The sequence below is a fragment of the Nostoc sp. NMS4 genome (assembly GCF_017115095.1).
In the GTDB taxonomy this organism is placed as follows: Bacteria; Cyanobacteriota; Cyanobacteriia; order Cyanobacteriales; family Nostocaceae; genus Nostoc.
Genome location: NZ_JABXKI010000297.1, coordinates 1 through 14,919 on the forward strand (window position 1 = coordinate 1; position 14,919 = coordinate 14,919).

Consider the following 14,919-nt stretch of genomic DNA (forward strand, 5'->3'; position numbering starts at 1 on the left):
ATTGCGATCGCACCCTGCTTCTGTAATTCCTCGAATATGCCCTGATAATCTGCTACCTTCTGGCTTTTCGATACAATTCGCTTAGTGAGTTGACCCTTCTTAACTTCCTGCTGCGTTCCTCCCAAATCCCACAAAGCCAAAAGAAGACGAGTGCTAGTATTTTTTGATGTCATATTGAGTGTAGTTTTTGACAAAAATCATCATAGTAACTGTATCTTTCTATGTTATTTACGCAGAAAAAATAACCGAGAAATTGCTGAAAATTTCGGCATTTCAGCTAAATAGACTCATCAAAAATCAACAATATATTTCCTTGGGATGAATGCGGTTTCTCTCAAAGGCGGGATGGAATGCTTGAGAAAATCGACGATCATGACAGAGAAACGCTGTAGCTGTGCAGTTGTAAATTAAGTGGTATGTGTTTTTTCAATTTCAAGCGAAATAACAGGAATTCCAACTTTGTTTTTGCAACAGCAAGGCTTTTAGCAAATACAGGTGAGAACGAAATCCAATGAACACAATATATAAAGAACGTAAAATAGTTTCGCGTCTATTTGCAGTGCTGCTTTCGGCATTGCTAATGGTACCCTTGCTGAGTAGCTGCGGAGGCGGTTCTAAAAACGCTTCAGTTCCACCACCAGTGGATGATACCGTTAGTAGAACAGTGAGCGATCGCGCAAACCAACCAGAAGCCAAGAAAGGATTGGGTACAGGGCAGAAAGTAGCGCTTTTGGCGGGTGCTGCCGGACTTTATTACCTCTACAACCAGCATAAAAATGCTTCACAAGAAGGAGCGCAAGGTAAATACTATCTTTCCAAGAATGGGCGTGTATACTACCGTGATGCTGAACATCGCGCTCACTGGGTAACAGCACCAGCAGAAGGAATTCGAGTACCAGAATCTGAAGCACAAAAGTATCGGCAATTCCAAGGCTATAACCGGAGTGCCACAGGTCGCGATCTCACTGGTATAACTTCAGAGGCAGCTCCAGCACTCTAGATCAGCAAAGCGTGTGTAAATAAGAAAGCGGGTTTCCTGAAGGATAACGCCGATCGCGCACGTCGGAAACACGAACTTAAATCAGGAGACAGATTATGGTAGATGAATTTTTCCGAAAAGCGAAAGATTTACTTTTGGGGTCAAACAGCGATCAAGCTGAAGAAGATGCCAAATTGCGCGATCGCAATGTACGTCCAGCCAGCGAAGATCCATACGGCGATCCCGCAGACCCGGCATCTTACGGCAACGTCGCCCCAGCCAGTGAAGATCCATACGGCGACCCCGCAGATATCGCATCTTACGGCAACGTTCGCCCAGCTAGCGAAGACCCTTACGGCGACCCCGCAGACACAGGGGAATTTGGTGATGTCCGTCCAGCCAGCGAAGACCCCTACGGCGACCCCGCAGATCAGGATTCCCGCCGCTAACGTCAAACCAATGTTGTGATGTTGGTTTTCATGGGTGAAAAATTTTGGAATAACAAATAAGGCAGAGGACTTTAACCTACTGCCTTTTATTTATAGAAATTACAAATTACGTTAGCGAAGCGGTAGCGAGTCCTCAAGCGTCCGCAGGAGCGTCATTACGAATTACGAATTACGAATTATTTATCCTTGCTCAGATAATAAATAATGGTATGCACCCGATATATTATTCATAGCAAAAGCAAAGTTTTAGATGTTAAAAACTCTACAGAATACCATAATAAATGGAAAAAAGTATTCGCCCTAGATTTAACCAAATAATAATGTTTTCTTAACTACTTGTGTTGTATATTTCATATATAGTAACGAAGTCTTCTGACAGGTTGTTTGAAAAATGCTTAACTGTAATTTTAGGCACTTAGCGATCTCCCCTTTTTTTAGCTACGGTCTACACACAAGTGCTATCTACAATGGTTTCAAGCCTTCTAGAACCTTTAGATTATCATGAAGAGTGCAGCGATCGCAGAACGAACTAATCTTTTTAGTGGGGGGAGAACCGGAATCAAAGTCCTCCTTTCTAAGATGGTTTTAGGGGAATCTAGAACGTTTTGCTACCCACAAGAGGACTTTTCAAACATCCTCTGAAAAGACTTTGTTCTGGTTTGTTGCTAATCACGGCTCCTATGCAATGAAGAAATTCATACTTGACAAAAAATACAGCAGAAGATTTGCAACGCCAAAAATTGGTCTGATTGAGAATAGACCTAGATAATTCAAAGTTAAAAAGAATCCGATCTTATAAAATCGCCTTGCTCCTCCAAGAACCTTACAAAGATTTAGGATCGTCATTATTTTGACAAACAACGACCAGAGAGTGTTAAAAAACGCTGGATAAACTTGCTTATCAAGTTACTGTCCAATCTCTTGAAGTCGCTGTCTAGACATTTTTAACTTTCAACTAGGGGCTGTCGCCATCAATGGTTTTCAGCTACATATTTTCTTTGGTTTTTTGTCAAAGTTTGATTTTCAAGATCAGAAGTACAAAGGCAGAAGGCTCAAACCCTTTGCCATGCAGGTGATACGTAAAAAAAGCTTGCAGGAAACCTTGAAGGGATTTTTAGGACTTATTGTTTTTGCCGAACCCAAAAGACAAGCCCTCGTAAATTGGCGTTCGCGTAGCGTGTCCTAAAGGACAAGGTATTGTGAAAAAGTCTGATTTTTTTACTAGAAATCAACGCAACTATCTAAACTAGAACAAGGATATTGGCTTATGACAGCTATCAGTTTGAATAAGTTCAAAAGCTGTGTAGAAGAATGTTCTACTTTAGTAGAATTATTACGATATAGAGCAGAAATTCAGCCTAATCAAAAAGCTTATACTTTTTTGCAACATGGAGAAACTGAAGAAGTCAGCTTCACTTATCGAGAACTAGACCTGCGAGCAAGAGCGATCGCCTCCCATCTTCAGTCTCTAAAAGGTTATGGCGATGTCTACGACGGGCTACGCCTACGCGCTCTGCTGTTATATCCACCAGGTTTAGAATTCATTGCTGCCTTCTTTGGGTGTCTATATGCTGGAGTTGTAGCTGTTCCGGTTTATCCGCCCAAGCGCAATCAAAGTCTATCTAGATTTCAATCAATCGTATCAGATGCTCAAACAAGAATAGCACTAACGGTTAGCTCTAATCTCACGCAGATTCAAAGCCAATTTGCACAAGAAGCAGAGTTTGACGGTATACAATTGCTGGCTACCGATACCATTCCCAATAGTCAAGCATCAGACTGGGAACCAGTGCAAAAGATGAGTAGAGAAACTCTAGCTTTTCTGCAATACACTTCCGGTTCTACGGGAACGCCGAAGGGTGTAATGGTAAGTCATCGGAACCTGCTGCAAAATTCCAAGCACATGCACCAAATGTGGGAGTCTAGCTCAGAAAGTGTCATGGTAACGTGGCTTCCTGTCTTTCATGACATGGGACTGATCTATGGAGTTCTGCAACCCTTATATCAAGGGTTTCCCTGTTACATGATGGCTCCCGCATCCTTTATTCAAAAACCGATGCGATGGCTTGAGGCGATTTCGCGCTACAAAGCTACTCATAGTGGCGCTCCGAATTTTGCCTACGAACTCTGCGTCCTCAAGATTACACCAGAAGAACGTGCTACCCTCGATCTCAGTAGCTGGCAGGTCAGTGTAAATGGTGCCGAGCCAATCAGAGCAGACACACTCAAACAATTTGCCCAAACCTTTGAATCTTGTGGTTTTAATCCAGAAACCTTTTGTCCTGGCTACGGTTTAGCCGAAGCGACCTTAGCTGTTACCGCAGTGAAAAACAGAGAGTTAGCGAATTTCTACAAAGTTCAAGCAGAGGCACTGGCAAAGAATCAGGTAATAGATGCTGAAAGCGATCATAAACTACAGACCTTTGTAGGATGCGGACAGACTGGAATTGATACCAAAGTAGTTATTGTTCATCCAGAATTATTAACCAAATGTGCGCCAGAAGAAGTTGGAGAAATTTGGATTTCTGGCTCTACCGTCACCCAAGGCTATTGGCAGCGACCCGAAGAGACAAAGAAAACCTTTGGTGCTTATCTCAAAGACACCAAAGAAGGACCATTTCTAAGAACGGGGGATCTGGGATTCTTTAAAGATAACGAGTTGTTGGTGACAGGGCGACTCAAAGATGTGATTATTATCCGGGGTCAAAACTATTATCCCCAAGACATTGAATGGACAGTTTCACAGAGCCACCCAGCACTGCGACCCAGTTTTGGGGCAGCTTTTACGGTAGAGGTTAACGGCGAAGAGCGACTAGTAGTCATTCAGGAAGTAGAGCGGACTTGGCGACAGAAGTTAGATGTGGAGATGGTAGTTAAAACTATCCGTAAAGCTATTTCACAAGAACATGAATTGCAGATTTATGCAATAGTGCTACTCGACACCGTGAGTCTTCCCAAAACCTCCAGTGGCAAAATTCAGCGATCTGCTTGCCGAAGTGCCTTTTTAGGAAATAGCTTGAAGGTGGTACATTCTTGGAGCGAGAGTTTGTTAAATCAAACTTCAGAGCAATCTGAGGCGAAAGCACAATCTTTCGTAGAACCAGTTCAAACTCCTCAAACATCAGATCCTTGCATTCAGACTATCAATACGGCAGTGGCACAAGACACTAGCAAAAAAACTGCTGACAACTTGATAGAGTGGCTGCGCGATTACGCCAACAAGCGAATCAACTCCCAGATCATTGATGAGCGTCGATGTATTCCACCTCATATTCTGCTCGATTTCGGGAACCGAGGGATTTTGGGTATGCAGGTATCACCGGAATACGGGGGCATCGGTCTTGGCAGCTACGACACCATGAGGATTATAGAACAACTCGGAGCGATCGACCAAACAGTAGCTTCTCTGGTTATTCTGCACAATTCATTGGGGATTCGTCCCATACTCAACTATGCGTCAAATTCCGTTCGGGATGAACTGCTTCCCATCTTAGCTAAAGGGCGCGAATTGGCTGCTTTTGCTCTTACAGAACCAAATGCCGGGTCAAATCCTCAAGCCATTTCAAGCAAAGCAATACCAAATGCCAATGGTGAATGGCTCTTACAAGGCACGAAAATCTGGAGCGGTTCAGCAGCATGGGCAGGTGTGATTAATGTTTTTGTCAAACACCTTGATAGCAACGGCAAATTTAGAGGAATCAGTGGTTTTGTTGTGCGTGAAGGAACGGAAGGTCTACGCTCTGGACCTGAAGCCCTGACAATGGGGCTACGGGGAATGGTTCAGAATACCGTCTATTTAGATGATGTAGCCGTTGATTCAGAGCATTTGCTGGGCAATCTGGGAGAGGGAATGAAAGTCGCTCAGGATGCCATGATGTTTACTCGATTATGTCTGGCATCTCTAAGTGTCGGTGGGATGAAACGCTGCGCTCAGTTAATACTTCGCTATGCCCAACGCCGTTCGATATCAACTGGTCGGTTACTAGATAACCCAGTAACCTTAATGCGATTGAATGACCTCACAGCAGCTACCACAGCAGTAGAAACCCTCGTTGCCAGGATTGCCAAGTTACTTGACAATGGAAATTTGATTCCACCGGAAATTTATGCCATTTGCAAGACAACTGGCCCGGAATTTTTCTGGAAGGCTGCTGATAATCTCATGCAGCTACTGGGTGGTCGGGGTTATATAGAGACGAACATAGCACCTCAGATCCTCCGTGATGCCAGAATAATTCGCATTTTTGAAGGCCCCACAGAAACCCTACATACGTTTGTTGGTTCCTGTGCGATCAACAATAGTGTAGAAATACATAAATTTCTGAGCAACGAGCTAACAGCACCAGCGATTTCTCACCGATTGAGAGTTGCTGCTGAACAAATTAACGAGCATTACGCCCAAGCCAAGTCTCTTTTTCCAGACCAAATCTCTTCAATCCGTTGGGGGTATCTGCTCATCGGTGAACTTGCTTCCTTTGCCGTTCTGTGGGCTGTAACTCAACAGGCGTTTGAGCGATCGCAATCCCAACGTCTGCGTCGCGCTGTTGAGTGGACACAACTCCACTTTGAACAGAAGCTCGAAACAGCTTTACGTGGTATCCCTGGTGAATCTCTCCTGTCCGGTGCCGATGATATTAGCCAGATGATATCGAATTATACAGAAGCGATCGGCGATCTTGAACAAACTCTAGCAGGGGAAGACCGTGAACTAGATGAACTGCTGCGCCAAAACCGTTCCACAATTATTTCTGGTCAAACATCTAACAACCAGATCGAAATTTCTCCTCTTATTGAAACGACAAAGCCTGTAGAGGCTAAGTCTGTTGAAACTCTAGTGAGTCTCACCTATACAGTAGAGACGATTCAGAACTGGATAGAAAATTGGTTGAGCAAAAGATTCCAGCTCGATGGCAAATTAGAGAACTTTAGCCAATCCTTTACTGAGTATGGTATAGATTCCGTAACGGCAGCAGAATTATCAAATGACTTGGAAGAGTGGCTCTGTAGTGCTGTAAAGCTCGAAGCTGATATTGTCTGGGACTTTCCTACACCTGAAGCTTTAGCCCATCATATAGCCAGATCCCTCAGCATATTACATGCTTCAGAAAATTGAAGAATTCAGTTATCCTGAATTCAGGATAGCTGAATTTTGAGTGTCTGTTTATCTAACGGAATTCATCAGAATAAATGGTGAATTCTGACTTCTGAATTCTTTTTACTTATTTAAACTCTTCGAGTTGATCCACACGTAACCAAATATTAGGTGTTGGCACTTTCCCAAACTTAATCAGGGCGTAATCACCCTTGATGTCTACAATTTCGCCCTTGGTTTCAAACAAATAAGCAGGAAAGCGAGGATCGCTGGCTTTAGCCTCCAGACTGTTTTCTAGTTTTTCGCGCACAGCGCGAACCATATCGCCTTTTTTGACTGCCATGAGTTCCTCTCTCAAATTTATAACGTCTTTCATCTGCATTTTAAAAGAGTTCCGAGTTAGAACTCCTAACTCTTGTCAAGACATGATTAATCGCGCCTCCTAACTCCCCGTAAAGTTTGACACTGGGAGCAAAAATGACTAGATCGCCCCGCTAACCTAATTCGTTGAATTGCTGTACCACAAACTCGACAGGGTTCTCCAGCGCGATTATAAACCCAGGCTACACCACCATAATTACCGTTAGTACCTTTAACATTTAAGAAATTACTAAAAGTCGTACCACCAGCCTCAATACTGGTTTCTAACACTTGAATGATGGCTGTTCGCAAACATTCAATTTGCTTTAGCTGCAAATCTATACACAAGGTTTCAGGTAAAATTCCACTCTTAAACAAGGCTTCATCAGCATAAATGTTACCTAATCCCGCCACCACCGATTGATCTAGTAGCGCAGTCTTAATTGGACGGCGGCGGTTGTGGAGTTTGCTTGCTAGATATTCAACAGTAAATTCTGGTGAAAATGGATCTGCTGCCAGTTTTGCCAAACCAGTGATAATACTTTCTACAGCAACACCAGGCGGAACCAACCATATTTTACCAAATGTACGCTGATCGATAAAGCGTAATTCTTGCCGATCGCCAAAGAATAATCTAACTCGCGTGTGCTTGTGTAATGGTTCATCTCGATGTAGCCATAGGAGTTGACCGGTCATTCGCAGATGAACACCTAGCCAGCCGGAAGACGAGGAGAGTTCGGCGAGGAGATATTTACCGCGACGATGCCAAGTAGCGATGGCTGCGCCAACCCCTCCGGGGTACGCATTTTTTTCAATTCCATTAACAAACTCACCAACAGAAAACGGGTAGGCGATGGTGCGATCGAGCAACACATCTCCTCCCGTGATTTCTTGGTTAAGGGTCAATTGATTTAGACCCCTTCGGACTGTTTCAACTTCAGGCAGTTCGGGCATTCAAGCTGAGTTAAGCAAGCAATTATGATTTATTTGAGGGATCGGGGAAGAAGAGATGGGGTAGTAACTTACATACCCGTAAGTGGGTCGTATTACTACCCAAAAGAAACCGTAAATACCCGCAGGGCGGCTCTCGTAGATTAGAGTAGGCTAGGACAAAGAATGAATGAACTTCATACTTCAGACTTAAGACTACCCTTCATCATCGCATCAAACAACTCCCTTGTAGCTTTGCTGCTATTTTTTCGGTGCTTTAGCCTTTGGTGCTTCAACCTCGACTAATTCATCCTGGGCAAAGTTGTTGGTATTGATACCAGAGTAATTGACCTTTTCAAAGCGGACAATTACAGGGTATTTGATGCCGCTTTGGTCGATGGAAGCCACAGTTCCTAGATCCTGAAACCAGTAGGATTCAGGGCGGAGAATACGTACTTTAGAACCACGTTGAACCATGATTATTTTCCCTTTTAGTTATCAATCGCCTATCTAGAGGGCTAATTGATTTCACTCTACAACCTCAAGGTCGCAGCAAGAGTCTTTGTTAAGTTATTTGTCTGAATTTGGGCATTGGGCAATTCAATTTTGGATTTTGGTGAAGCAGCGCGGTCTTGGGGGTTTCCCCCATGAGCGACTGCTGAACCCGAAGGGATTGAGGATTTTGGATTAAATTTCAATCTAAAATCCAAAATCTAAAATCTAAAATTCTTGCTCCCTGCTACATAGCACATCCAAAAACTGCAAAAGGTATTAGACCCTACTTGACAAGGTACACGTTATAGCGTACCTTCAATCGCAAACAGTTATTTTGTAAAACCTTATGTTTTAGTTAAGACAAACACACTTCCCTCATTACCTCTGCCGATTCGTAGGTCGTTATCTATATAAGTGATATCTAACCAGCCTTGCTGTTTGTCACTCTTTATGGCAATATCGATTCCGGGAAATTTTCTACCTGCTTCAATTTGTTGGATAAAAGTTACCGGAGAATTGTATTCTATTAAACGTTGTAAGCCGATAATAGAACGCTCAAATTTCACTTGGACACGTTGATCTGAAACAGGCTCAAATTTAGCAGCAACGCTGACTAATCCTTCTAAATAAGGTAAGCCATAAATTTCAGCTATGTTGTAAACACTGGTAGTTTCTACCCGGATACACTGATAGATTTGACCTAGTTTGCACAAAGGTAGACGATCTAAGTTTAAAAGAGCCTTGCTAGTGGTGTATAGTAATCGCCAATTGCCATCTAGCAAATTAGCAGCTTCCACCGGACGGGGTGTAGGATTAAAGTCTTCTAAATTGGCGATCGCTGCTAAGATAGCCTGTTTCTGTGCTTCGGTCGCTAGTAGACCGCGATTTGTACCAGCGATCGCATCCATAAGAGCCGCTTTTGCCGTCATCGCCTGTCACCTCAAAAATCATTCACTTTCCATCAGCATAAACAAGATATTAATGACATATATGTAGAGCCATAAAAATTACTAAGAATCGCTTGGACTAAGCCTTATGCTTATTAAATAAAAAAATTTCTATCTGAATACGGATTTATCAACTAAAGGGTTGAAAAGATAACTAAATTAATCCGTGTCAAGTGATAGACTCTAAATGTCAACTTACGTCAACCTTTTCTTGTCCTCATTTTCGATATGTTGAACTCTCCATTACGTGAAGTAGCCCGTAACCAGCGAGCCGATGTCATCCCCCTAAAACCAGAGTCCTCTTTGTTGGACTGGTTACAAAACAACGGTCGCATCATAGCGCGTGACGTTCACGAACCGGATTTTCAAGCTGACGAAGAAGGAATAGACTCCTTAATGGGTGTAGAAGATGGAATTGGCTACGACCTCGATGATGATGATGATATAGGAATCGCTGAGAATTAGCCTTTTCAGGCTAGGGACTTAGCAGTATCCCTAGTTACTGGTATTCAATTTTATAAGTGTGGAGTGAAGGGAAACTTCTGTGGACGCTAAATTATCTCCTGAGCAAGGATTAAATATTTCTGGAATCGCTCTAGCCTCTTTATTAGCCGTAGGGTTAGGTACAACAGCATTTTTCTTGGATTCGATGGCCAATCGGCTACCTTGGCAAAGTATGTCATTAACCCTGCCATTGCTGTTGTCTGCGTTGGGTTCAGGTGTGGTGGGTTATTGGGTAATACCTTTACTTCAAGCACTCAAAACTGGACAAATAATTCGTGAAGATGGGCCCCAAGCTCATCTAAAAAAGGCTGGCACTCCGACAATGGGCGGCATATTTTTTATACCTGTATCTGTGCTGCTTGCTTGTATATTGTCTAACTTTTCTAAAGAGGTGCTTGCAGTTTCAGCTTTGACAATCAGCTATGGATTGATTGGCTGGCTAGACGATTGGCAAATTCTGCGCCGGAAATCAAATAAAGGTATATCTCCCCGTACAAAACTAGCTTTGCAGGTGAGTTTTGCGGCTGTGTTTTGTCTATGGCTGATGTTTAATCAACCTTCTAATATTACAAATATTGCTTTGCCTTGGGTGAGCTTCACACTACCATTAGGATTTCTATTTTGGCCATTAGCAGGTTTTGTGCTAGTTGCAGAAAGTAATGCGACTAATTTAACAGATGGTATTGATGGCTTGGCAGGAGGAACAGTTGCGATCGCACTTTTGGCATTAGGTGCTTTGATCGCGCCTACAGCACCAGGATTGATGGTTTTCTGTGCTGCTTTAAGTGGCGGGTGCTTAGGTTTCTTAGCCCATAATCGCAACCCAGCCCGCGTTTTCATGGGAGATACTGGTTCCCTGGCACTGGGCGGGGCTTTAGCGGCTGTAGCATTATTGACAAATAGCTTAGTAGGTCTGTTTATTCTGAGTGGTATCTTCTTTGTAGAAACCCTTTCAGTGATGGCACAGGTAAGTTATTACAAAGCCACCAAAGGCCCCGATGGCAAAGGCAAACGTCTCTTCAAAATGGCACCTTTACACCATCATTTAGAACTTACTGGCTGGTCAGAATTGCAAGTAGTTGGAGTATTTTATGTAATCGCTGCTATTTTGGCTACTATTTGTTTAGCGTAGGCGCAGCCCACCGTAGGCATCGCTCCATTCTAAATGTTTTAAAAACTGCTTGAATATAAAAGAACAACTCCCACATCTTCAGGGAGTTGTTTTTTTAGGCAGTGCATTAGATGTAGGTTGGGTGGAGCGGAGCGCAACCCAACACATATCAGGATGTTGGGTTACGCAAAGCCTTCACCCAACCTACAATTTTTTTTGCTTTAGTTATAGATCAATACAGTTAAGTTAAGCAGTTTTTTCCTTCTCTTTCTTTTCTTTGCGTCGCGCCAGTTGCTTCAAGTCGGGGAACCCGCCCAACGCACTGGCAACTCTATTGCCTCTGCGGTACCCTGCGGGAAGCCGTTCGCGTAGCGTCTCGTAGAGAAGCGTCTACGTAAAAAAATGCCTCCTGCCTCCAAAATTAATTATAAGTATTTATATATTCCCTAACCCGATTCTTCCCTGTTCGCTTTGCCTCAAGCATCGCTTGATTTGCCCGATTCAGCAAATTCTTAACCGTCATTCCTGGTTCTGATACAGCTATTCCAAAAGAAGCGGTGATGTTTTCAAGGATCTGATCGCCGTCTCTCAATTGCATTTGTTCAATGTCTAGCCTTAATTGTTCTACTCGCTTCCTCAGCGTTTCCAGAGTCATATTAGGCATCACAATCACAAATTCTTCACCACCCCATCTACAAGCAATGTCAAAAGAGCGAATAGATTTTAACAGTAACTTTGCTAATCCCTGGAGAACAACGTTGGCAGTCACGTGCCCATAGCGCGAGTTGTAAGATTTGAAGTTATCGATATCTAGGAAAATAATACTAAGAGGTAGTCCCGATCGGTCAGCTTCCGCTAGCCTCTGTTCCATTATGGTTTCCATATAGCTTTGATTGAATAGTTGGGTCATCCCATCCCGCAAGCTCTCATGGGTTAGACGTTGTTTTATCGATAGATTATTCAGTGCAATGCCTAATGTTCTAGCAATAATCTCAGAAGTTTGTTGATCTTCTGGACTGATTTCTTCAAGTGCATAGATATGTAAAATCCCAACTACTTCGCCTTGTCCAAACAATGGAATGCACAAATGTGTGCCGCTAACTGGCTCTATTAAGTGACCGCACATTAATCCTGAATTCCGAGGCGATAAAAGGTTTACTTTTCCTCTCCGCAATGCCCAACAGTCAGATAGTGAAAATATTTCTTTACTGCTTCTTTCATCTCCCCAAACACTATTCATCTGAACATAATTCTTGGAATTAGCAATTATACAGACACAACCACTCATATTAGGAAACAGCTTGGAACAAGTTAAAGCGACTACTTGATACACCTCATCTTCAGACTCGCAGGAATAAAGCATATCTGTCATATCTGAAAGATATATAAGTTCTCGTTTTTTTGCTTCTAATTCCAGTGTTTTTTCTTCTAGCTGCCGATTTAGGTCAGTGAGCGATCGCTGTGCTTCTATAGATTCTGTAATATCAATACTGATCCCACCGATGCGGCGATCGCTGGTTGCGTAATCGTTAAACGGAAACTTAAAGGATAGCCAGTAGCACGGCTGATCGTTACCAGGTATCTTTACCTCTTCAATCAGCTTCAAGGGACGTAGAGTATTCAAAACAACGCGATCGTTTTCCATTACCCGCCGCCCCTCTTCTGAATCTGGCAAGAATTCACTATCAGTTTTCCCTAACCATTCTTGTGAATCTACCGAAAATCTAGACTGTAGCTCCTGATTGTAATAAAGCATTCTAGATTGCTCATCTTTGATATAGGCCGCAAAGGGTCCCTGATCTAGGAATAGCCGTTGCATCTGCTGGCTGCGTTGAAGTTCGCGGGTATCTTCTTGATATTTAACGATCGCCTTGACAATTTGATAAGCGGTTGGCATCAGGTAGAGTAAAGCACACAAGGAAATAAACGCCATCAAGTCAAGCACACCTAAGTGCAACAGAGACACCGCCATATATGGCTCAAAGATCGCCAAAAAGTGATGAAATCCGCAAAATAGTACGAATCCACCTGATAACAAAAAAGCTAGCCAAAACTTAGAAGGGATAGTTGGCTTAGTTTTGGCAAAGGAAACCCCTATTACTATGGGGATGCCGAAGTATGAAAATGCAGTGATGCCGTGAGCAATTGTGCAATTCCAGTAAATAGACTCCATTACTGACCTGATATTAACATTTCATCCGATTCACTATAATTCTGGGTAGTCTTAAAATGCAAGGATAGAAAGGATGATTTCAGTGCCTCATGCCTTAGTTTTACAAAATTTATCATGCTAACTTTCTGAAGGGCTGCTCATTTCACCGCCTTACCAACCTGACTTACCAAGTGAGTGAGTTCGGGTAAAATCAGTTTTTCCATTGCTAGTCGTACAGCATTACTAGAACCAGGAAGCGAGAAAATTAATTTATTTTGATAAACACCAGCAACAGCGCGAGAAGCGATCGCCCGCGAACCAATCTCTTGATAACTTAAAAAACGAAATAATTCACCAAATCCCGGCAAAGTTTTCTCCAGTAACTTCTCAATGGCATCATAGGTAGTATCTCTTGGTGCAATACCTGTACCACCATTGAAAATTACAGCATCCAAATTTGAGCTTTTACCCAGATTTTCTATCTGCCCTTGAATTTGGGTAGGTTCATCTTTGATAATCGTGTAGGCTCCTACAGCATAGTTAGCGTCAAGGAGTAACTGCTGAATTAGCTGGCCACTTTTGTCTGTTTCCAAAGTGCGTGTATCGCTGACAGTAACTACAGCACAAGTTACTAGAACTCCATGCGAGTCTGGGTGGGGTTGTGGCATTATATGTCAGTTATGAACTTTTAATAATGGATAATTGGGCATGGTAAAGGCGCATTGACAATTAGCGATGCCCCATGCCCTATACCCTATGCCCTACGCCTCATTTTTGCTCAGTCCCAGATCGTTTTCTTCAGCATACCGCTCCATGAAGCGCATAAAACGATCCCATTCTTGAGGAGATTTCATGACGTAAAGTGCCTCTAATTCTTCCGGTTTCCCGTTAACAAATTTAGCTTTAACTTCACGGGTAATTATTTCGCCTTCTTCGTCAATCAAGTACATCCCGGTAATATCTTCGGTAGTACCTTGATCTAAAATCTTCGGATTCGTAAAAATAAACGTCGCTGTACCACTGTCGCCAGTGCGCGATCGCGTCAAGCGCACATCTGGAGTTACCTCTTCGTCAAGACCTCTAGAAAACTGGATTTTCGCCATGATGAATGAATTTAAACTTTTTTGATGGTTAATTTAATATTCTCTCATCAATTAGAACACCACAGTCTAGAGGCTGCTGTTATTTAGCTTTTAGTGTATATACTTAAATCGCTTCTTTTTCAAGTAACAAAGTTACGGGGCCGTCGTTTTCGATGGTAACTTGCATCATTGCCCCAAATTTACCTGTTTCCACCTGCAACCCGCTAGCTCTTAACTTGGTAACAAAACGATTATACAAACCTTCTGCCGATTGGGGAGCGGCTGAACGGTCAAAAGAAGGACGGCGACCTTTGCGACATTCACCGTAAAGGGTAAACTGACTGACTACTAACAAATCGCCGCCAATTTCTTGTACAGATTTTTGCCAGCGATCGTTTCCTTCTTCGTCAGGAAACAGTCGCAGTTCTAAGCACTTACGCACCATCCAGTCGATTTCAGCATCAGTGTCGGTATTGGCTATACCTACGAGTAAATTTAGCCCCCGCCCAATTTTGCTGATAATTTCACCATTAACTATAACTTGAGATGATTTGACTCGCTGGATAACAACGCGCATTTTAATCTAAACATTCATTAACATTTTAATTTTAGAGCGATGTCTACGACGGGCTACGCGATCGCATTCTTAAACCGCAAACTAAATATAGAAACAATGAGTGCTTACCACCTGATATAGGAATCATATTTGATTTCTGAAAAAATCTCGATTGGACTTTCTAGGCTAAAATGTTACAAAAAAATTGTAGGTTGGGTGGAGGCTTTGCGTAACCCAACATATATCAGGATGTTGGGTTACG

At 42.8% G+C, this 14,919-nt stretch carries 13 protein-coding genes; 5 read left to right on the forward strand and 8 right to left on the reverse strand.

Annotated features, from left to right (window positions below; genetic code table 11):
• Positions 1-511 precede the first annotated feature (511 nt).
• The 3 genes from HWQ37_RS28110 (at position 512) to HWQ37_RS28120 (ending at position 6,541) form a co-directional block, all read left to right on the forward strand.
• Positions 512-1,000, forward strand: coding sequence for a hypothetical protein (locus tag HWQ37_RS28110; RefSeq protein ID WP_292753711.1), 489 nt, complete (start codon positions 512-514; stop codon positions 998-1,000).
• 95 nt (positions 1,001-1,095) lie between these two features.
• A complete protein-coding gene (locus tag HWQ37_RS28115) occupies positions 1,096-1,428 on the forward strand; it encodes a translation initiation factor (protein WP_292753712.1) in 333 nt (110 codons plus the stop codon).
• Positions 1,429-2,695: 1,267 nt separating this feature from the next.
• Positions 2,696-6,541 (forward strand): AMP-binding protein, encoded by a 3,846-nt coding sequence (locus HWQ37_RS28120; RefSeq protein WP_292753713.1) that lies wholly within the window; start codon positions 2,696-2,698, stop codon positions 6,539-6,541.
• A gap of 106 nt (positions 6,542-6,647) precedes the next feature.
• Here HWQ37_RS28120 and ndhO read toward each other — a convergent pair whose 3' ends face one another.
• The 4 genes from ndhO to HWQ37_RS28140 form a co-directional block, all read right to left on the reverse strand.
• On the reverse strand, positions 6,648-6,863 hold the full coding sequence (gene ndhO / locus HWQ37_RS28125) for an NAD(P)H-quinone oxidoreductase subunit O (RefSeq protein WP_292753714.1): 216 nt from the start codon (positions 6,861-6,863) through the stop codon (positions 6,648-6,650).
• A gap of 86 nt (positions 6,864-6,949) precedes the next feature.
• Complete coding sequence (locus HWQ37_RS28130; protein ID WP_292753715.1) at positions 6,950-7,834, reverse strand: DNA-formamidopyrimidine glycosylase; 885 nt, start codon at positions 7,832-7,834, stop codon at positions 6,950-6,952.
• A gap of 237 nt (positions 7,835-8,071) precedes the next feature.
• Complete coding sequence (locus HWQ37_RS28135; RefSeq protein WP_094349537.1) at positions 8,072-8,287, reverse strand: photosystem I reaction center subunit IV; 216 nt, start codon at positions 8,285-8,287, stop codon at positions 8,072-8,074.
• A 362-nt stretch (positions 8,288-8,649) separates the two neighbouring features.
• On the reverse strand, positions 8,650-9,234 hold the full coding sequence (locus HWQ37_RS28140) for a PAP/fibrillin family protein (RefSeq protein WP_292753716.1): 585 nt from the start codon (positions 9,232-9,234) through the stop codon (positions 8,650-8,652).
• A gap of 246 nt (positions 9,235-9,480) precedes the next feature.
• Between HWQ37_RS28140 and HWQ37_RS28145 the strand changes: the two genes are divergently transcribed.
• Complete coding sequence (locus HWQ37_RS28145) at positions 9,481-9,717, forward strand: DUF3134 domain-containing protein (RefSeq protein WP_292753717.1); 237 nt, start codon at positions 9,481-9,483, stop codon at positions 9,715-9,717.
• A gap of 79 nt (positions 9,718-9,796) precedes the next feature.
• On the forward strand, positions 9,797-10,888 hold the full coding sequence (gene mraY, locus HWQ37_RS28150; RefSeq protein ID WP_292753718.1) for a phospho-N-acetylmuramoyl-pentapeptide-transferase: 1,092 nt from the start codon (positions 9,797-9,799) through the stop codon (positions 10,886-10,888).
• A 400-nt stretch (positions 10,889-11,288) separates the two neighbouring features.
• On the opposite strand, the gene HWQ37_RS28155 is transcribed toward mraY, so the two are convergent.
• The 4 genes from HWQ37_RS28155 to dtd form a co-directional block, all read right to left on the reverse strand.
• The gene (locus tag HWQ37_RS28155) at positions 11,289-13,040 is read right to left on the reverse strand and encodes a diguanylate cyclase (protein WP_292753719.1); all 1,752 of its coding nucleotides are present in this window, start codon (positions 13,038-13,040) and stop codon (positions 11,289-11,291) included.
• Between the two features lie 137 nt (positions 13,041-13,177).
• The gene (locus tag HWQ37_RS28160; RefSeq protein WP_292753722.1) at positions 13,178-13,690 is read right to left on the reverse strand and encodes a MogA/MoaB family molybdenum cofactor biosynthesis protein; all 513 of its coding nucleotides are present in this window, start codon (positions 13,688-13,690) and stop codon (positions 13,178-13,180) included.
• 90 nt (positions 13,691-13,780) lie between these two features.
• Entirely contained in the window at positions 13,781-14,122 is a 342-nt protein-coding gene (psb28, locus tag HWQ37_RS28165) for a photosystem II reaction center protein Psb28 (RefSeq protein ID WP_292753720.1), read from the reverse strand.
• A 103-nt stretch (positions 14,123-14,225) separates the two neighbouring features.
• A complete protein-coding gene (gene dtd, locus HWQ37_RS28170; protein ID WP_292753721.1) occupies positions 14,226-14,678 on the reverse strand; it encodes a D-aminoacyl-tRNA deacylase in 453 nt (150 codons plus the stop codon).
• Positions 14,679-14,919 lie beyond the last annotated feature (241 nt).